The 21,471-nt window shown below is 32.2% G+C and carries 5 protein-coding genes; all 5 read right to left on the minus strand.

What is annotated here, in order from left to right; translation table 11 throughout:
* The 5 genes from VQL36_RS15710 to VQL36_RS15730 are packed head-to-tail and all read right to left on the minus strand — an operon-like array spanning nucleotide 1 to nucleotide 21,024.
* Complete coding sequence (locus VQL36_RS15710; protein ID WP_349250228.1) at nucleotides 1-4,830, minus strand: amino acid adenylation domain-containing protein; 4,830 nt, start codon at nucleotides 4,828-4,830, stop codon at nucleotides 1-3.
* 23 nt (nucleotides 4,831-4,853) lie between these two features.
* Nucleotides 4,854-10,001, minus strand: a complete 5,148-nt coding sequence (locus VQL36_RS15715; protein ID WP_349250229.1) for an HAD-IIIC family phosphatase — start codon at nucleotides 9,999-10,001, stop codon at nucleotides 4,854-4,856.
* Between the two features lie 46 nt (nucleotides 10,002-10,047).
* Nucleotides 10,048-10,896, minus strand: a complete 849-nt coding sequence (locus VQL36_RS15720) for a CPBP family intramembrane glutamic endopeptidase (RefSeq protein ID WP_349250230.1) — start codon at nucleotides 10,894-10,896, stop codon at nucleotides 10,048-10,050.
* Between the two features lie 40 nt (nucleotides 10,897-10,936).
* Nucleotides 10,937-12,166: an ACP S-malonyltransferase gene (fabD, locus tag VQL36_RS15725; RefSeq protein ID WP_349250231.1), complete on the minus strand. Its 1,230-nt coding sequence runs from the start codon at nucleotides 12,164-12,166 to the stop codon at nucleotides 10,937-10,939.
* A complete protein-coding gene (locus VQL36_RS15730; protein WP_349250232.1) occupies nucleotides 12,166-21,024 on the minus strand; it encodes an amino acid adenylation domain-containing protein in 8,859 nt (2,952 codons plus the stop codon). Before VQL36_RS15730 ends, fabD begins: the two co-directional genes overlap by 1 nt.
* Between the last annotated feature and the right edge of the window lie 447 nt (nucleotides 21,025-21,471).

Genomic DNA, 21,471 nt, shown 5'->3' on the forward strand with positions numbered 1-21,471 from the left:
TTAAAATTCAAACTGTTCATTATATTCATTCGCATTAATGTTGTGGTCGCTTGAAGATAAGTTTGTGCCAAGATCATCTATTTTTATATTTAAATCTTGAGTAACTAAATTTAATAAATCAATATAGAACTCTACAATTTGTTCCATCTTCTCTTGTGAATAAAGCTGAGTAGCATATTCTACATTTAAGTGTAGATCTCCATCCATTTCTGTTACTTCAAACATGAAATCAAACTTTGAAAATTGACTTTTTAATTCGTAAAGCTCAATTTGCATACGATCTAGGGTTAATTGTTGCTGTTCAAAATTTTGTAATACAAACATGGTGTCAAACAAAGGGTTACGATGAACTTCACGTTTTATATTCATTTTTTCCACTATTTCTTCAAAAGGATAGTTTTGATTGGAAAATGCTTGCAATGTACTTTCTTTCACTTCAAATAGGAACTGTTTAAATGATTTACCCCCTGTTGGATAATTACGCATAACTAAAGTATTTACAAACATACCCACAACTTCATCAAGATTCACGAATGATCTTCCAGACACTGGAGTACCTACAGTAATATCTTCATTACCCGTAATTTTATGTAACATCACATTGTATACGGCAAACAACAACATATACATCGTTGTTTCTGACTGTTGCTGTACTTTTTTTAACTTTTCAGTCAATTCATTGTTTAAAGTAAACTTTATTTGATTTCCTCTAAGACTATCCATCTCAGATCTTTTATAATCTGTAGGTAAATTTAATGGTTGTAGAGGTTCTGAAAGTTTACTCAACCAATACCCCTCTTGATTGTTCATCTCCTCCGTATTCATTTGCTCTTTTTGCCAAACCGCAAAATCCTTATACTGAATATGAAGATCTGGAAGATTCTTTCCTTCATAAAGTTGGATAAAGTCTTGCACCAAAATATTCGTTGAAATTCCATCTGATATAATATGGTGCATATCTATTAATAGTAAATGTTCTTCATTATCTACTTGAATTAAGTGCACCCTGAATAGAGGGGCTTGATTAAGAGTAAAGGACTGAATTGATTTTCTTATAAGTGTATCTGCTTCATGTTTATTTGTTTTCACGTATTGAACTTTGAAGTCTAACTCAACATGGATACGTTGAACTGGTTCTCCCTCCATCAATTCAAATGAAGTTCGAAGGCTTTCATGCCGTGCAACAAGCTCTTTTACAACATACTCAAAGTGTGTTTTATTCAATTCCCCTTTTAAACTCAATACAAATGGAATATTGTAACTGATACTATTTGCTTCAAATTGCTGTAATAAAAACATCTGCTTTTGTGAAGAAGATACAGGATAAAATTCTTTAGAATTAACCGGAATTATGGGAACAAATCCATTTTTATCTACCGATTGAACTCTCCTAGCTAATTGCTCAATCGTGGGATGCATAAAAATATCTTTCAAAGTTATCATTACTTCCATTTCCTTATGAAGTTTTGATACTATTTGCACTGCTTTTAAGGAATGACCTCCTAATTCAAAGAAATGATCTTTGATTCCAATCTTCTCTATCCCTAATACCTCTTGCCATGTTTTTAAAATTTGGTTTTCTATCTCATTTGTTGGGGGAATATATTCTACTTCACTAGAAAATTCAACAGCTAGATTCAATAATTGTGCTCGATTTACTTTTCCGTTTGTCGTTAGCGGCATTTCATCTAACTCTATAAAATATTGTGGAACCATATAATTAGGCATTTTTCTATGAAGCATTTTTTTCATCTCATCTACTGAAATGGTCGGTTTTTTTATAATATAAGCACATAAGAAATCAATGCCTGTTTCATCTTTTTTATTCAGCACTGCAACTTCTTCTACACCTTCTAACTCTCCAATCATTGATTCTATTTCACCGAGTTCAATTCGGTATCCTCTTATTTTTACTTGGTGGTCTTTCCTACCCACAAATTCAATATTGCCATCTGGCAACCACTTTGCGAAATCACCTGTTTTGTACATTCTGTTTGTCTTATTAAACGGATTAATCGCAAATCGATCTTTCGTAAGGTCTGATCGGTTTAAATAACCTCTGGCTACACCTTCACCACTAATATACAATTCCCCAATTACACCAATTGGTAATAAATTCATATTTTTATCCAATATGTAAGCTTGATAGTTTCTAAGTGGTTTTCCAATAGGTACAATAGGATAGTTATCATCATTTTTGCATTGATAGGTTAGGGCATTAATTGTCGTTTCCGTTGGACCATACATATTATAAATTTTATCCGCTCTAGCCATCTTTCTTATTTTTTTATAAAGTGATGAGTGAAAGGATTCACCCCCTAAAACAAAACGTCGATTTGATGGCTGCTGCTGTACTAAACCTTTAATAACAGCTTCCATTTGCGCAGGTACCATATCTATGAAATCAATGTTATTTTGTTGTATATATTGATTGAGCCATTCGTAATTGCCTTCCATCACTTCCGTCATGAGGTGTAAAGTTGCTCCACTGCATAAGGCTGTAAAAATTTGTTGAATGGATACATCAAATACGGCTTTACTATATAACATGTGGTTTTTCAACTTATTGTATCCGGCATCTTCTGTAAGTGCTAAAATTTGATTTAACAAACTGCTATGCTCAATCATAACCCCTTTAGGCTGACCCGTACTTCCAGATGTATATATAATGTAAGCCAAATGATCAGGTGTTATTTCATTTCTTGTAGAAATGGTTGCTTCTTCATTTAATCCATCCTCTATGTTAGAGAAATCTATGATTGTACCCGTAAACTGTAAGTTCTTGGCTTTCACAAATTCAATATTCGTGATTAAAAACTTACTGCAACTATCTTCAAAAACATATTCGATTCTTTCTTTAGGGTAACTACAATCAATAGGTAGATAAGCTCCACCTGCTTTTTGTATAGCTAGAATAGCAGCGATCATTTCTATCGATCTTTCTGCCAATAAACAAACAATAGTTTCTTTTCCTACACCAGCATTCATTAAATAGTTGGTAAACGTATTCACTTTATGACTTAATTCTTCGTATGTTACGTTTTTATCATCGTAGATTATAGCCTTATGAGTTGGATTTATACTGACTTGTTCTTCAAACAGATTGATCACTGTTTTATGATTTGGATAGTCCACAGCTGTATCATTAAACTCTACTAAAATCTGTTGTTTTTCTGGTTTAGATAGCATGTCAATATCCTGAAGTTTTATATCTGGTTGATCAATAATTTGTTGAACTATAAGTTTCAAGTGTAAAATCATTCGTTCTATCGTTTCTGTCTTAAATAATTTTGTGCAATACTCTATACTTAACAGGATTTCTTCGTTCTCTTCAAAGACATTGAATGTCAAATCAAATTGGGAAACTTTTTTTTCAAAATGATATGGGACAAAACTCAAACCTTCTAGCTCAATTCCCTTTAATTCCATATTTAACATATTAAACATTACATTAAATAATGGGTTTCTACTTGTATCTCTTTGTAAATCCAATTGTTGGACTAACTCTTCTAATGGATAATTCTCATTTTCTATCGCTTTTGTAGTCGTTTCTTTCACTTCTGATAAAAATGTTCTAAATGTTTTATTATTTTCCGGGAAATTTCTTATAGCTAACGTGTTTACAAACATGCCCACAATAGGCTCTAAATCTGGATGATTCCTACCTGCAACAGGTGAACCTACAACAATATCTTCCTGTCCTGAATATTTTGACAACAAGCAAGTATACGCTGCCATTAATACCATATATAACGTTGTTTTAGTTTCCCTAGCTAATTCTTTTAATTGTCCAGCTAACTTTTTATCCCATTTAAAATCAATCTGTTTCCCTTCGAAGCTCTGTATATTTGGTCGTACAAAATCTGTAGGTAGATTTAAAATTGGTACTTCATCTGAAAACTGATTTAACCAATACTTCTTTTTTTGTTTCATGACCTCAGTTTCGTTTTGCTCTTTTCGCCAAACTGCTACATCTTTATACTGAATTCGAAGATCAGAAAGGGGTGTCCCTTCATAAAAATGCATAAAATCTTGAACCAAAATATTCATAGAGAAACCATCTGATATAATATGGTGCATATCCAACAAGAAAAGATATTTTTCCTTATTTAATTGGAATAAGCTGACGCGGAATAACGGCGCTAAGCTTAAGTCAAACGGTTGAATAAAATCTGAAATGACATTATCTATTTCTTGATTTTCAGCATTTTGATAAATAATTTCAAAATCAACTTCTGTATGAATGTATTGAATAGGTTCCCCTTCAACAAGTTCAAACGAAGTTCTTAAACTCTCGTGCCTTTTAATCAGTTTTTTAATAGCTTCTTCAAATTTTAAAACATTCAAATCCCCTTTTATTACAAAAGCCAGTGGGATATTGTAGCTTAAATTATGTTTACCTTCAAACTGTTGCAATACATAAATTCGTTTTTGTGCAGATGATACGGGATAACCATCACTTTGTTTTGTTACAGGAATTGAAATATGTTGTAAAGAATCGGCTTGTTGAATGACATCTGCTAGATGATATATCGTTGGATTATTAATAATATTTGAAAATGATATGTCAACATTAAACTCTTTTAAAATTCTAGACTCTAGTTTTATGGCTAAAAGTGAATTGCCTCCAAGTTCAAAAAAATCGTCATGAGTTCCAATCGCTTGATTTGGAAGAAATTGCTCCCACATCTCTATTAATTTACGTTCTATTTCATTTTGTGGAGCTCCATTTTTTTGATTACTACTATCACTTTTTTTTTGTTTTTCCTTAGCCATCTGCTCCACAATGTTTTTTGCACTAAAAAAGCCTTTTGTTCTCATGGATGACATTTCTATATCTACCTCCCATTTAATTATTGTAGTACCAACTTAATATATTCAATTGAATCTGGCAGGTTAGAAACTTTCAAACTAAATTGATGCGATTGACCTTTTTCATTCATAATTTGCCAATCTGATTGTTGAAGATATTCTAATATTGGTTTATTTTTCAATGTTGGTTTATAAGCAGCTTCTAATGTTTTGATATTATTTTCATAACAAAATGGTTTTAAAGCAGACATCACGGCATGTTCAATTCCTCTTCCAAGTACTCGACAACTTAGGAGAAATGTTTCAATAAGCAAAGTAGATCCCTTAATATGAGTCACTAAAAATCCTACGGTGCCATAGTCCCCGAATCGATCACTTACTTCAACTACCCAACAATTCACTCCATCGGTTTTTGCCATTTCTGTAATCTCTTCCTCCGACCTGCGAATCGTAGTTAAATTAAATTGATTCGTTCTTTTGGTTAATTGAGAAGCTCTTTCCAAATCCGTTTTCTGTATTTCCCGTAGATTCATCTTCAACTGTAAACTATCAAGAAAATCTTCTTCTGATAAAATCGTTTGCTGCAGGTTTTTTCTTTCCTTTTCGTTCAAATACATTTCTGTTCTCTTTTTGTCCTCTTGGGTAATTTGAAAAGTATCAAATGTCCAAGTATGGTAAAGAAGGAATGGGATCTCTTTTGTAATTTCTGGTAATTGCAAGCTGTAAACCTCAGGACATCTAGTGCTTACTTCTTCTATTTCAAATGGACTATCGTCTACAAAAATAAAACTATCCAATCCTAAATTTAAATCCTTTGCTATTTGTTTAATATTCTCTGATTTTGAATTCCAATTTATCTTCCAATGCACAAAGTGTTCCTTTTTCAAAATCATTGCAGGATTTTTATCAAAAACTTCCCACACATCTTCTTCGTTATTTTTACTACTTATGGCAAGAAGAAATCCTTCTTCCTTTTTTGACAACATAAATTTTTGAAGTTCTTGGAATGGTTCGTTTATTCGAATGCCATGTACGCCATCCTCACCACAAACTCCATGCCATAATGTGTTATCACAGTCTAGGACAATCACTTTATATTTATTGCTTTTTGCTAGCATTTTTCTAGTGATTTGAGTTCCGACTGCTGCAAAATATTCTTCTGTAAAAGGAAGATGTCCTTTTTTATCCGTAACAGGATCAAAAATTTGATCCACTCCGTAATGTACATCCATATTCTTAAAGTCTATTAAATGAACCTGGGACATTTTGTTTAGCTCAGTCTCCCATTTTTCATTTAGTTTTTGAATGTGATTGGTCAACTTATGACTTAGATTTAAATGAGTTGAAACTGGAAAAATGCCAACTAAATAAGGAACCTCTTTTAATTTGTTTCTCAAAGTTGAACTAAATTGTTCATACAATTGATCTAGTTTATGACATCGTTTTTCATCATCATCATGATCATCTCTAAGCCAGTCCTCAAATCGAACTAATAAAACATTGAATCCTCGGTTTTTTGAAATTAAGCTATCTTCATTTAACATTTGTTGAAACGCCTGATTATACGGTGCAAAATTAACTTCTATTTTTTGATCTTTTTGTTTTGCCCAATAAGTAATATAGTCTTCAATCGGTTCAGACGTAAATGTTGCAGTCACAGCAACTTCTAATGTCTTTATCTTTTCTTCAACAATTGTTCTCTTGTACTCAATCTGAGTTTCTTCTTCATCTGTAAATAAATGAATATCTGAAATTTTTTGATTTGGATTTGCTAAATATATATCAATAAGTTGTAAGAAATGTTTAATAAAAAGATCTATGGTCTCTCTTTTGAATAAATTTGAATTATATTCTAAATACCCATCATAGTGATCCTTTCCTTTAAAAATATCCAACTTCAAATCCAAAGTTGAAGTCTGCAAATCTAAATCATATCTCGTAGCCTTCATCTCTTTTGTTTCAAACAAAATGTTAGGATCAATATGGTTGTGAAAAACGAGCATTGTATCATATAAAACATTTCTAGATCGCTCTGTTTGTTTTTTTAATTTGGATACTAATTCTTCAAAAGGATAATTTTGATGTTTATAGTCTTCTAACATATTCTCCTTCTGTATATTTATAAATTGTAAGATGGATGAATTCTTTTGAACTTCCGTATGAATTGGAATAAAATTAATAAAATTTCCTATTACGGATTCTAAATCAGGATGATTTCGCCCTAAAACTAAAGAACCAATGATCATCTCTTCTTGAGTTGTATATTTGTTTAACAAAATTGAATACAAGGTGAATAACAATATATTTAAAGTAACGTGATGGTCTTTTGTAAATTGAGTAAGATTTAATATTCTATCCTTAGATATTTCAAAGTGAACCGATTCTCCATCAAAAGTACGTTGATCTGGGCGATCAAAATCTAATGGCATTTGAAGTGTAGGCAACTCACCTGAAAGCTTATTCATCCAATAATTTTCCATGATTTGAAATTGTTCTGAATTCAACCATTCATTTTGCCAAACTGCATAATCTCTATATTGCAATTTCAAATTGTGTAATGATGCTCCTTCATAAAGCAAGATAAAATCCTTAACTAAAATATTCATGGAAGCACCATCAGAAATGATATGGTGCATATCAAGAATAAATAAATGTTCTTCATCATTGATATGAAATACTCCTGCTCTAAATAACGGAGCACTGCTTATATCAAAAGGCTGAACAAATGCTTTTATTGTGGAAGGTATATCTTCTTTATTTATTTTGTTAAATAAGATTTTAAAATTCACATCATCATGAATTTTTTGAATTAATTGTTCATCTTTCTTTCCAAACGAAGTTCGAAGACTTTCATGACGTTGTATTAGAAGCTGAAAACAATCCTCAAATCGTTGTTCATCTAGCTTTCCTTTGATAAACATCGCTAAAGGCATATTGTAGCTCAATGAAGCTCCTTCAATCTGATGTAAAATATACATACGTTGTTGAGCAGAAGATAACGGGTAACTTTCCCTTAATTCAGTCTGAGTTATTTCTGTCATATCATTGTTTGCATCCGATTGACTTTGAGATAAATGATGAATAAATTCAGCTAACTGCTCTATTGTTTCATTTTGAAGCAGGTCAGTTACGTTTATAGCCATTTGACTTCTTTCACTAATTTGATTTACTATTTTTAAAGCTAAAATTGAATCCCCACCCAATTCATAAAAAGGGGCTTGGATTTGGAGCTCTTTAAAACCTAAAATTTCTCCCCAGATTTGTGCTACCATCTGTTCAATTTCAGAGTAATTACCTGATTTTCTTCCTAATAATTTAACTTCATTTGAAAGAGTCTGATTTGCTAAAGAAAGATCTAACCAACACCTCGTGTTGTCAAAACAATAAGTTGGTAAACTAATTTTTTTATGATGATCACCGTATAAGTGATTCCAATTTATATCTGATCCTTGTGTATAATCTAGACATATCTTGGTTAATTCTTTTTCAGAAGGTTTAGTAGAATACATATGTTCATGATTCTCTAAGTCACATTCATTTGAAATAAATTCACTATAATAAATTTGATTCATTTCAAATTTATCTTCATTTAATTGTTCCAATATATTTAATTTTATTTTTAGATCTTCAACATCTTTAACTAACATCGCGATTCTATAATCATAATGACCACGACCCGTATTCACCGTATAACACAAATCATTTACGTTCACATGTTTTTGTTTGTTAAAAAATTTCTTATATTGATCAATTAACCTCTCTAAAGAAGTTTTACTTTTGGCTGAAATCGTAAATATATTTAAATCACTAAAATCTGTTTGCTCATCCATTACATTGTCTTTTGAATGAAGTTGTGCCTCCTCTAAAATAACGTGGCAGTTCGTTCCACTCATCCCAAAAGAACTGACACCAGCTCTTCGGGGGTATTCCATTTTATCCCATTTCCTTGGAGCTTTATTTATAAATACAGGTGAGGATATAAAATCTATTTGTGAGTTGGATTCTTGAAAATGCAACAAAGGTGGAATTAGAGCATGTTGAAGAGTAAGCACAGTTTTAAGTAAGCCCGCGATCCCAGCCGCATTATCTAAATGACCAATATTCGTTTTCACTGCACCAATCGCACAAAACTGTTTTTTATTTGTATACCTTTGATATGCTTTTGTGATCCCTTCTATTTCGATAGGGTCTCCTAATTTAGTTCCAGTACCATGAGCTTCAATGTACCCGATCGTTTCAGGATGAATATCAGCATCCTGCAATGCTTTTACAATCACTTCTTCTTGAGCAGATACATTGGGTGCAGTAATTCCAATAGAACTACCATCTTGATTGATAGAACTGCCTTTAATTACTGCATAAATATGATCTCTATCGTGTTGTGCCCTACTTAATGGTTTTAACAATATTGCAATTGAACCTTCACCTGAACCTGTACCATCAGATTGTTGATCAAATGTTCTAGCTCTCCCATCAGAAGACTCTATTCCAATTTTAATATTTTTATCAAATGGAAGAATATTTACATTTACACTACCAACTAGAGCTTGATCACAATCCCCGTTTTGAATTGCTTTACAAGCAATATGAACAGCAACTAATGAAGATGAACATGCAGTATCTATACATAGTGCCGGTCCCTTAAAATCTAATAAATATGAAATTCTACTTGCTATAATGGAGGTTAAATTGCCTGGTATCGCCATCGAAAGTGAGTCAGGTTCTGATTTTGCAATTAATTTTTTGTAGTCTGTGAAAGCATCTGCATTGTAACCTACATATACACCAGTTTTACTTCCTTTTAACTTATCTCCACCATACCCAGCATCTTCAATCGTTTTCCACGCTGTTTGCAAAAACAACCTTTGATTTGGATTCATCAGACTCGCTTCTTTTGGAGAAATCCCAAAAAACTTATAATCAAACTTATCTATTTCATCTAAATATGCACCTGGATAAAATTCAATATCATTACTATCAATAAGAGGAAGTACATCCTCCAACCTATTTGTAGGAAAGTTTCTTACACAATCCACTCCACTTATTAAATGTTCCCAAAACTTATCTTGATCTGGTGAAAGTGGAAGATTTGCTGAAACCCCAATAATCGCAATATCTTTTAAAGACACTTCTTCAATACCTTTATCATGCTGCACTTCACTAGATTCTAGTAAATTTAAATCTAGCATGTAAGTTCCCTCCTGATTAAAAAAGATTATGGTTGATGTTCAATCTTTATGATTGTATGGACTGTGTTATATCTGCATGATTTTCTCTAGCTAGAGCCGATTGTCTTTGTTTATACAGAATAACCATTGTAGCAATGAATGCAACTGAACTAACTAAAAGTAAAATGTTTGAAAGCAACCCATACCCATAACTCATTTCTCTTAATATGAAATAAGTCATAAACAAACTAAATTCAACAGAAATTGTTGCCCATATTGATTCATACCAGATATAAACCAAGTTAAAGATAATAGCGCCTAACATTCCATAGATCGTCAACATGATATCCCATTGAAAAAATAAATAACCATAAATTAACCCCGTAATTAAAAATGCCAAAGGCAACCAAAGGGCATTGCGTAATTGATTAAAAATCATTCCTCTAAAAAATATTTCTTTGTAAACAGAGTGTAATGCTATAAATAAAACAACAAACACAAAATTACCTGTAAGTAAAAAACTAAACAATCCTTCAAACTGTGTATATGAATCTCTGATAACAGGTATTTGGATAATAGACATTATCCATGCCCCCATGCAAACACCTAATAATAAACTTAATGCAACTGTTCTCTTTTGAATTTTGACAAATTGGCTTAATTTAAATAAGCTTTTTTTATGTATAAGATAAAGAACTAAAAAATAAACAGGCAATGCTATAAGATCATGAAGGGTTAAAAAAGAAGGACCCAGATTGTCTACAAAAAATGGATGTACATTTTGAAAATCAACAATATCTAAAAATAAAACTTCAGTGCTAAAAATAACGATAAAATATGTTGCTAGATATACAGATACCAAGACAATCATTTTTAAAATTTTTTTTACATCTATTCCGTTTTTTCCTTTAATCATATTTTAATCATCCTTTCAAATGTGCGTCTTTAGTAGCTTTCTATACTATGATTTCTTCTCTCTTTAATTTATTTATAATATGATCTTGTTCTTCTTTACTCACTCTTTTTGTTTCTAATATTTGTTTCAATAAATTAAATGCTCGTGTCAATTGCTCTTCATCCAAACCACCCTTCTGATCTTTCCACTGTTGTTGCAGCTTTTGGAGTTTTCTATACGGCTGAATCACACCTTTCTCATAATCGTTTGAATCCCAATTATGATTTGGTGTAGTGATAGCAGCAGTCAAACACTGAGTAATAAGATTCATATCCGTCTGCTGTTGATTTGTTGATGAATATATCATCTTTAATTCCTCTCTATCATTTGCCACATCGAAGGAAAAAGATTTCATCATAGGCTCAATCCGTTTAATAAGATTTTTCAAAACAGATCTTGGACCTAATTCTATCGTTGTTGTGACCCCTTCGTCATACATATATTTCATAGATTCAAACCATCTCACTGGTTTAATCATCTGAGACACCAAGCTTAACTTTACTTCATCTAAGTCCTCAACATGAGGTAGTCCAGTTACATTAGATACAACAGGTATTTTAAATTTTTGAAAAGAATATTTATTTAAATGATCTTGGAATTGTTCTGAAGCTTTGGTCATTAACTGATGATGAAAAGGGCCACTTACTTTTAAAGAGGTGACATTCCCTCCTTCTTGAGCACATTTCTCTGCTACACGTTTTACTTCATAGGAATGTCCTGTTAAAACTAATTCTTTTTCTGCATTGTAACAAGCAATAGATACTGTACCATTACCATCTGTCATTTGCTCAATACATTGCTCTACTGTTTGTGCCGATAGTTTTGATACTGCTGTCATCGCACCTATACTTTGTTCCGTTTCTTGCTGCATTAATTCTCCTCTCGTCTTGACCAGCTTTAACGCGTCTGAAAACGTAAGTATTCCAGAGCAAGTCAAAGCTGAAAATTCTCCTAAGCTATGACCTGCTAACATGTATGGAGTGAGACCCAACTCAAATTCAATCACTTTAAAATAAGCAATACTTGCAGTTAACAAAGCAAGTTGTGCATTTTTTGTTTTTGTTAATTCTTCTAAAGGACCTTCATAACATAAAGATTGAAGATCCATCTTTAAAACATCATTCGCTTCTTCAAAAACCTCCTTTGCTATCGAATAATGATTCACTATTTCCTTTGACATTCCAACATATTGAGAACCTTGACCAGGAAAAAGAAAAGCGATTCTTTCCATTACTCTTCCTCCTCTTTTGTTGCAGATACTTGATATTCTGAAGCATATTGATCCACTATTATAGTTGACAACTGTTTAAAACCTTGAAGAAATTCCTTCATCTTATTGTTTGAAATCTTTCTACCATTAAATTCAGAAATAAGCATAAGTTCTGAACCTATTTCTAAAAATCCTAATGAAATATGAAACAGATTTACAATTTCCGTATCTAATGAAGTCTTTCTGTTATGAATAAACAAAGGTAATATATTATATTTTTGATGATTTATTTGTGCTTGTTTTAAATCATTCAATGTGTAGGACTGATTTGAATTTGTTTCCTGTATCTTTGCTTTTAGATAAGGTGGAATTTCTATGAAGTGTGTAAATTGTTCTAAATTTAGTTCTAATGCCATATACATATCATCGCTAATTAAAACCTGAATTGGAATTTGTTTGTTTTTAGTAATTTGAGCAAATAAATATCCATATAAGGCGAGTAAAATATAACTTAATTCCACATTTAGTTGCTGACTCATATCTTTAAAAATTTGAAGTTGCTCTTCCTCTAACTTAAATGAGTAGGATCGAACGGCCTGTTGTGATGTGCTTTCAAAATAAGTTTCTGGTAAACGTACAAATTGAATCGGCAACTCATTTTTGTTTATACTTTTACTTTGAATAAATTCCGACAATTTATAAATAGTAGGATGCGAGAATAAATCTGTCACTTTTATAAGCTGCGGCCAATGTTCTTCCAATTTAGAATGCACTCTTATCAGAAGTAATGAATTCCCTCCTACTTCAAAGAAATTATCGTAAAGCCCAATCATGTCATGACCAATCGTTTCACTCCAAATATGAAGTAATTTTTTCTGTATTTCATTTGTTGGCGGAACTGTATTTAAATTTTCCCTATCTGTGATGATTGGCTCAGGAAGTGCTTTTCGATCCACTTTACCATTAGAAGTTAAAGGTATTTTATCTAACTTCATGAAATAAGCTGGAATCATATAATCTGGTAATGTTTTTAACAAAAGTTCTCTTATGTCACTCACTGAAAACTTTTGTTCAGAAACGTAATAAGCACACAAATATAGATCTCCCGCTGTACTTTTTCTATCTACTACTACCGCCTGTTGAATATCAACAATGTCTAATAACTGGGTTTCAATTTCGCCAAGTTCAATGCGGTATCCCCTTATTTTCACCTGTTGATCCATTCTGCCTAAATATTCAATTTGTCCGTCCTCATTCCATTTTGCTAAGTCACCTGTTTTATACATCCACTGACCCACTGCAAATGGGTCTGGAACAAATTTATCCGCTGTTAACTCTTCTTGATTTAAATAACCTGTTGCCAAACCTTCACCACTTATACATAACTCTCCGCTTACACCAATCGGTTGCAATTGTAGTGATTCATTCACAACATATAACTTCGTATTATCAATTGGTTTTCCAATTGGTACACTCTGTTCTCCATGAAAAGGAGTACATTCATAGTAAGAAACATCCACTGTAGCTTCTGTAGGACCGTATAAATTAATTAAATTTGTATTGTTTGTTTTGAACAAAGTATCGTTAAACTGTTCAACCTGTTTCAACTGTAAAGCTTCGCCACTTGTAAATACTTGTTTTAAACTTTTTAATTTAGATTCAATAGATTTACCTGATACATACTCAAAAAATACTTGTAACATCGATGGAACAAAGTGCATGGTTGTAATTTTATGCTTTTCAATGGCATCAATCATCATTTGTGGATTCTTCTCTCCTTCAGGTTCAAGCAGGTGAACCTGAGCTCCTGTCCAACTCCACCAAAACAACTCCCATACAGATACATCAAATGTATAAGGTGTTTTTTGCATAATGACATCAGATACGTGTAAAGGATAATTATTCTGCATCCAAGTAATTCGATTTACAACGGAGTGATGTTTGATCATTACACCTTTTGGCTTCCCTGTTGAACCCGATGTATAAATAATATAAGCCAAATCTTCAGAACTGCTAATATCTTCTATACTATTCGTTTCAGTGATGTAATTTTTAGAATCATTTAAAACGATGATTTCTCCTTCAAATGAAATATTTCCTTTGAACTCATTTTGTGTTAAAACAAGTTTACATTCACTATCCTTTAACATGAATGTTATCCGTTCTTGTGGAAACTGGGGTGATATTGGCAAATATGCCCCACCGGCTTTTAATATCGCTAAAATTCCTATGATCATTTCAGGAGAACGCTCTACCATAATAGAGACAATTGTATTATTCGTTACTCCCTTTTCCCTCAGTTGTATAGCTAACTGATTGACCTTATTGTTTAATGTCTGATAAGTCATCTTTTCATCTTTATATGTCAAAGCAACATGATTTGGCGTTCTAGCAACTTGTTCTTCAAATAATTTATGGATGGTTTTATGTTTTGGATACTCACGTTCTGTATTATTAAATTGATATAGTATCTTTTTCTTTTCTTCATTTGACATAAAATCCATATCACGAATTTGAATATTTGATTGTTCTGTAACTATATAAATCAACTGTTTAAAATGATGGGCAAGTCTTTCAATTTTGGATTTATGAAATAAATCCACATTAAATTCAAAGTTTAAAGTCATCCCTTGCTCTTCTTCAATAGCTTCAAGCGTCAAATCAAATTTAGAATGCTGATGATTTATTGGAAGTTGTTCACATAATAAATCATCAAACTTAACCGAAGGAGTACCCATATTTTGTAGAACAAACATGACATCAAATATTGGGTTCCGACTTAAATCACGTTTCACATTTAATTTTTCTACTAAAGCCTCAAATGGAACATCTTGATTTTCGAAAGCTTGAAGTGCATTGCGATTCACTTTTTGTAAAAATTGTTTAAATGTATAGCTTTCTTTCGGTTCATTTCTCATCGCTAATGTATTAACAAACATACCGATTAAATCTTTTAAGTCTGAATGTGTCCTACCTGTAATTGGACTTCCTACAATAATATCTTCCTGTTTTGTGTACTTTGCTAACAAAATATTGAAAACAGCTAACATTACAACATAAACTGTTGTCTCATGTTCCAAAGCTAAATTTTTAATTGATGATAACAATTGGCTGTCTAATTTAGCCTCGTACTTATCCCCCTTGCCGCTGCGAACAGGAGGTCTTATAAAGTCAGTTGGCAATTGCAATACAGGAAGTTCTCCAGATAAACTATTGTTCCAAAACTTCTCTTGTTTTTCATATTTATCAGTTGTGAGAAACTCCGTTTGCCATTCCACATAATCCTTATATTGAATTTTCAAAGGTGATAAATCAAACCCCTGATAAATTTGCATAAATTCTTTCGTTAAATTCACCATGGATAATCCATCAGAGACAATATGATGCATGTCAAATACTAGTATATTTTTTTCTTTTCCTTGTTTTACTAACCCTACTCTTAATAAAGGTGCTGAACTTAAATCAAAAGGTTTCATAAAATCGACCATCATCTGGTTGATGTTATCGTATGTCTGATCTAACTTTTCTAATTGAAAAGTCACTTTAGGGTGAATAAACTGTACTGCTTCTCCGTCTAGTAATTTAAAAGATGTACGTAATACCTCATGTCGATTTAATATCTTTTGAAAAGTATCTTGAACTAATTTTTCATTTAGTTTACCCGTGATTTCCATTGCAGCTGGCAGATGATAGGTTAAATTATCCCCTTCAATTTGCTGAAGAATAAACAACCTTTTTTGAGCTGATGACAAAGAGTAATGTTCACTATTCACAGAGTTTTTAATTGTGACATGCTTGCTAATCTTAGCTGTTTCAATATACTTGGCTATATCCCTTATCTTTGGTGATGAGAAAATTTCACTTAAAGGAATCTCAACATTAAATTGTTCATGAATTTGTGTAGCTAACATCGTAGCTTTAAAAGAGTGCCCTCCAAGTTCAAAGAAATCATCTTCAACACCTATGCGATTTATATTTAATACTTCCTGCCACAAACCTACTAGTTTTTCTTCAATCTCATTGGTTGGAGCAACATAGTTATCTGAATACACTTCCACAATTTTGTCCCGACTCTGTAGTTCAATTCGATTTATTTTCCCATTTGATGTTAACGGCATTTCTTCCAAAGCCGCAAAACGAGCTGGAATCATATAATCAGGAAGGCTACGTTTTAAAAATGCTCTTATTTGAGCAACATCAAATGAATCTTGACTTACAATATAAGCCACTAAAAATGAATCACCTTGTAGATCTTCTTTCACTAGAACAACAGCTTCATCTATATCCTGATGTTCTAATAAACATGCCTCAATTTCACCAAGTTCAATTCGATAACCTCTTATTTTCACTTGATGATCTAATCTACCTAAATACTCAATATTTCCATCAGGCAACCATCTTGCTAAATCACCCGTTTTATACATACGCTGTCCGAATTTGAATGGATTTGGAACAAACTTTTCCTTCGTCTGTTCTTCTTTATTGATATAACCTCTAGCTAAACCGTCTCCAGAGATACACAATTCTCCAGCAATTCCAATAGGTTGTAACTGATGATGTTTATTAACAATCCATAGCTGTGTATTATCAATTGGCTTACCTATTGGGATCACATTTCTATTTTCAAGTGGTGTACAAGAAAAGTAGGATACATCCACTGTAGCTTCTGTTGGACCGTATAAATTAATAAGTTCCGCATTGTTTTTTGGAGTAATAAAATCATTAAACTTCGTCACATGATGAAGATGCAGTGCTTCGCCGCTTGTAAATACTTTTTTCAAAGGTTGAAGGCTATCCCATTGATTTGTTTGAGTCAAATGATCTAGAAAAGTTTGCAGCATTGAAGGAACAAAATGCATCGTAGTAATATTCTGCTTGTCTATTACCTCAACGATATGAGCAGGGTCTTTTTCTCCTCCAGGTTCTAACAAAACTAATTTCGCTCCTACAAAACTCCACCAAAAAAGCTCCCATACAGATACGTCAAATGAAATCGGTGTTTTTTGCAAAATAATATCTTGTTCATTTAATGAATACGTCTTTTGCATCCACATGATCCTGTTGACAACGGAATAATGTTCTACCATAACCCCTTTAGGTTTGCCAGTAGATCCAGAGGTATAAATGACATAAGCTAGATTGTTATACTCACTTGTTTTATGCAACGCAGAAACATCACCTGCGTAATATTGACTATCCTCTACATCCATTATTTTTCCGTGAAAACTAATGGAATTGATCCATTTTTGTTGAGTTAATATCATTTGGACCTGACTGTCTTCCAACATATATCGAATTCGTTCTCTTGGTAAGTCAGGGGCAATAGGCAGATATGCTCCTCCTGCTTTTAAAATAGCAAACATACTAATAATCATTTCCAACGAACGTTCTGCCATTACTGCAATCACATGATCTGACTGTACTCCATAACTCAATAAAGTTTTTGCTAGCTGATTCGATTTTTCATCCAATTCACGATATGTTAATTTCCTATTTTTATATTGTATAGCGATATTGTCAGGGGTCTTATTTGCTTGTTCAACAAATAAATCTACCACTGTTTTATTATTTTCGTAAGGTGACGATGTTTGGTTAAAAACATCAATTATTTTTAAATTTTCCTCTTTTGAGAGTATATTTATTTCTTTAATTTTTAGTTTTGGTTCGTTTATTAAAGACTTTATTATGTTTTGGTAATGCTCAGTAAATCTGACCATCGTTTCTCTTATAAAGAGATTGCAATTATATTCCAAAACACATTTTAATCTTCCATCCTCTTCTGGAAAAATATCCAACTTAAAATCCAACTTTGATGTATTTGTATGTAATTCGTATTGTGTAAATTTCAAATCGTCTGTCTCTAGGGTATAGTTAGTTTCCAGTTGATTATGAAAAATAAGCATTGTATCAAAAAATGGATTTCGTGACCGATCTGTATCTTTCAATAATTTTAATATCATATCATCATAAGGATACTCTTGATGTTCATAAATATTGCCAAGCAGCTCCTGCATTTCACTCAACATTTCATTAAATGATAGTTCATCATTAATCTGATAACGAACAGGTAAAAAATTTGCAAACATTCCTAACATACGATGAGTATCTGGATGTATTCTTGCTGCAGCTAAAGAACCTACAACAAACTCATCTTGCCCAGTATATTTACTTAATAAAATATAATACAAGGATAATAAATACGCATTTAAAGTAATATGATTTTTATGGCATGTTTCATTAATCTGTTGCGTGATATGTTTTGATACATAAAAATAAACGGTTTCTCCTTCAAACGTTCTTTTTTCTTCCCTACGAAAGTCTGTTTGTAGCTGAAGTTGAGGGATAACTCCAGAGAGCTGACTTTTCCAAAATGATTCTTGTAATTGATATGAATCCGTTGTCTTCCAGTGTTCATGTCTCACAGCAAAATCTTTATATTGTATTGAGATAGGAGGTAATGAACGTTGGTGATATAAATCTAAAAATTCTTCCATTAATATATTGATAGAGATACCATCCATTACAATATGATGCATATCGAGAATAAGTATCTTCTCATCATTTTCCTTAAGTACCCATCCCGCTCGTATCAATGGAGGCTCTTTGAGATTAAAAGGTACAATCAAATCTTCTGGTCTTTCTAAATCTTTTAATTCGATCGTTAGAGAAGGCATTATTTTAGAAAATATATTTCCATTTATCCATTGAAATGAAGTTCTTAAGACTTCATGACGATCAATTAATTGATTTAATATTTTCTCCAGCCTCAATTTATCGGGTGTTCCTTTTATATTAAAAGCAACAGGCATATTATAGGATATACCAGTACCTTCGAGCTGCTCCTGAATGTATAATCTTTTTTGAGCGCTTGATACTGGATAAAATTCTTGTTCTGCAATTTTATTAATTGGAACATATGACTTTTTATTTGCCTGCATGATGTATTTTGCTTGTTTTTCTATCGTAGCAAGTTGATAAAACTCAATGATTGGAAGTTCCACTTCAAATATTTTTTCTACTTCTGAAGCTAAAGTAGCTGCTTTTAAAGAGTTACCCCCGATTTCTAAAAAATGGCTTTTTCTATCAATTTGCTGTATTCCTAAAACTTCAGACCATAATTTTGTTAATTTGTCTTCCGTTTCATTCATCGGTCTTTCTATGATCAGATCTTGTGTTTGTTCTTCAAGATATCGTTGTATTTCTTCTGCAATTGAGGAGTATTCCCCATCTTCATACTGCGAAGCAAGTTTATATCTTTGCAATTTTCCACTGGTCGTTTTTGGAATACTTCTCACTGGGATTACATGTTTAATTTCCAATCCAGTTTGCAAATGAATAAATCTTTTAAGTTCCTGAACCAACGGGATAAATGCATCCGTTTTTTTACGAAAAACAACAAATGTTATGATGTCATCAGACTGGTTTTCTTCATTGAAAACTCCACATACTGCTATTTTACCTGCTTCAACACCTCGAACTTTTTCTGCAATTCCTTCAATATCATGAGGGTACACATTCTGCCCATTAATAAAGATGATGTCTTTTTTTCTTCCTGTTACAAATAACCGATCATGTTTCAGAAAGCCTAAATCTCCTGTAACAAGCCACCCATCTTCAGTAATGAGTTCTGTTGTTGCATCTGGATTGTTGTAATATCCTGAAGTTACATTTTTACCTCGTATTTCAATATTTCCTATTACACATTCTGGTAGTAGAAGATGATTATCATTTGTAATCCGAATTTGACATCCTTCAACAGCATAACCTAAGTCAACAAAATGAATTTCATTTGAGGATGATTGATGAATAATTTCAACTTGATTTCCGAAACGAACAGAATCCCTTTTTACAGCTATAGATTGTAATGTTTCTTCAACTGGCGGGAAGGAAACAGCTAAACTTGCTTCTGCCATTCCATAAACTGGAAACATTGCATTTGGTGGCAAACCATAAGGTTCTAGAACAGAAAGAAAGCGATTTGCTAATTGATCTGATATTGGTTCAGCTCCATTAAAAATTAATCTTATATGAGATAAATCCCAATGAGCTGCTTTCTCAGGTTTAAATGTTTTTAGAAAATGTTTATATCCAAAGTTAGGAGAAGCCAGTGAAGTGATTTTGTATTCACTCGCTTTTTCCAGCCACAACATGGGTTGCATCACAAACAAAGTCGTTGGCATAATAAATTGTGAGATATTAGCATACATAGGTGATAAATGATAGCCGATGAGTCCCATATCATGAGTAAGGGGCATCCAGCTTAATGTTGAATCCTGACTGCTCGTTTTCGAGTTTAATACGATTCCATTCATGTTTGCCAACAAATTATCATGCGTGAGCATCACACCTTTAGGTTTCCCTGTGGAACCTGATGAGAACTGTATAAAAGCAATTTCACTACTTTGCACTTTCGCTATATTTCCAAATTGATTCAAATCATTAATTTCACTTATCTCAATCGTTTTCCCCACAACTTCTGCATAAGGGATAGAGGATTCCATTTGGTTAAACGTTTCTTTTAGAGCAGGGAGAATGTCATAATCTGTGACTATATTAGGGTGATCTAAAATTTGATAAATTTCCAGTACTTTTTTACGGTGTTCATCGGTTGTTCCTATAGTCACTGGTACAGGGATCATTCCTCCTAATACACATGCCCAAAATAATAATATAAAGTTCTCATTTTCTTGAATTTGGAATATAATTTCCTGTCCTTTTTTAATACCTTGCCTCTGTAATCCATGAAGTATTCTTAATGATCTATCGTATAAATCAGAATAACTTAAGGTTTGTTCTTCCTTTTTTTTAATAAAAGTAATACTTTGATTATCATTTTTACAATTTTCTATCACGTCGATTAAACTTTTAATTTTATTCATTTCAACACCTCAATTGGCTATTTTTAAATCAAACGGTTTATCTTCTAAATAACTAATTAATAATGCCAGTCTTTTCCTTTGACCAGATGATAGTTTAATCGTACTATTTATAAAGAAAATTTAAGAAATTAAAAATCTTCTCTACATCAATAAATTAATACACATATATAAAATTATAGAGTTCAAATGTTAATAAATAAAAACGCTATTTTTGTCATATTTAATCAAAATAATGAAAATTATTCTAATATTCTTCCTAATTCTCTATATTTCATAAAACAATATACATATATGTATATTGTTTTATTTTATAGCTAAATGAAAGTAATTCTTAAACGATAAAAAAGCGTGACTTTTATGTCACACCTTAGACTTGCTTTATATGTTGTATTCATAGGATATAGCCAAAGTTATAAAAAAAGTGTGATGCTGAATCACACTTTTGAA

It is taken from the genome of Chengkuizengella sp. SCS-71B, from assembly GCF_040100845.1.
Classification (GTDB): domain Bacteria; phylum Bacillota; class Bacilli; order Paenibacillales; family KCTC-33759; genus Chengkuizengella.

Bases quoted from the DNA above. Each gene is read 5' to 3' on its own strand.
- VQL36_RS15720 (WP_349250230.1), bottom strand. From the start codon at position 10,896: ATGATTAAAGGAAAAAACGGAATAGATGTAAAAAAAATTTTAAAAATG.
- VQL36_RS15710 (WP_349250228.1), bottom strand. From the start codon at position 4,830: ATGTCATCCATGAGAACAAAAGGCTTTTTTAGTGCAAAAAACATTGTG.
- VQL36_RS15730 (WP_349250232.1), bottom strand. From the start codon at position 21,024: ATGAATAAAATTAAAAGTTTAATCGACGTGATAGAAAATTGTAAAAAT.
- VQL36_RS15715 (WP_349250229.1), bottom strand. From the start codon at position 10,001: ATGCTAGATTTAAATTTACTAGAATCTAGTGAAGTGCAGCATGATAAA.
- fabD (WP_349250231.1), bottom strand. From the start codon at position 12,166: ATGGAAAGAATCGCTTTTCTTTTTCCTGGTCAAGGTTCTCAATATGTT.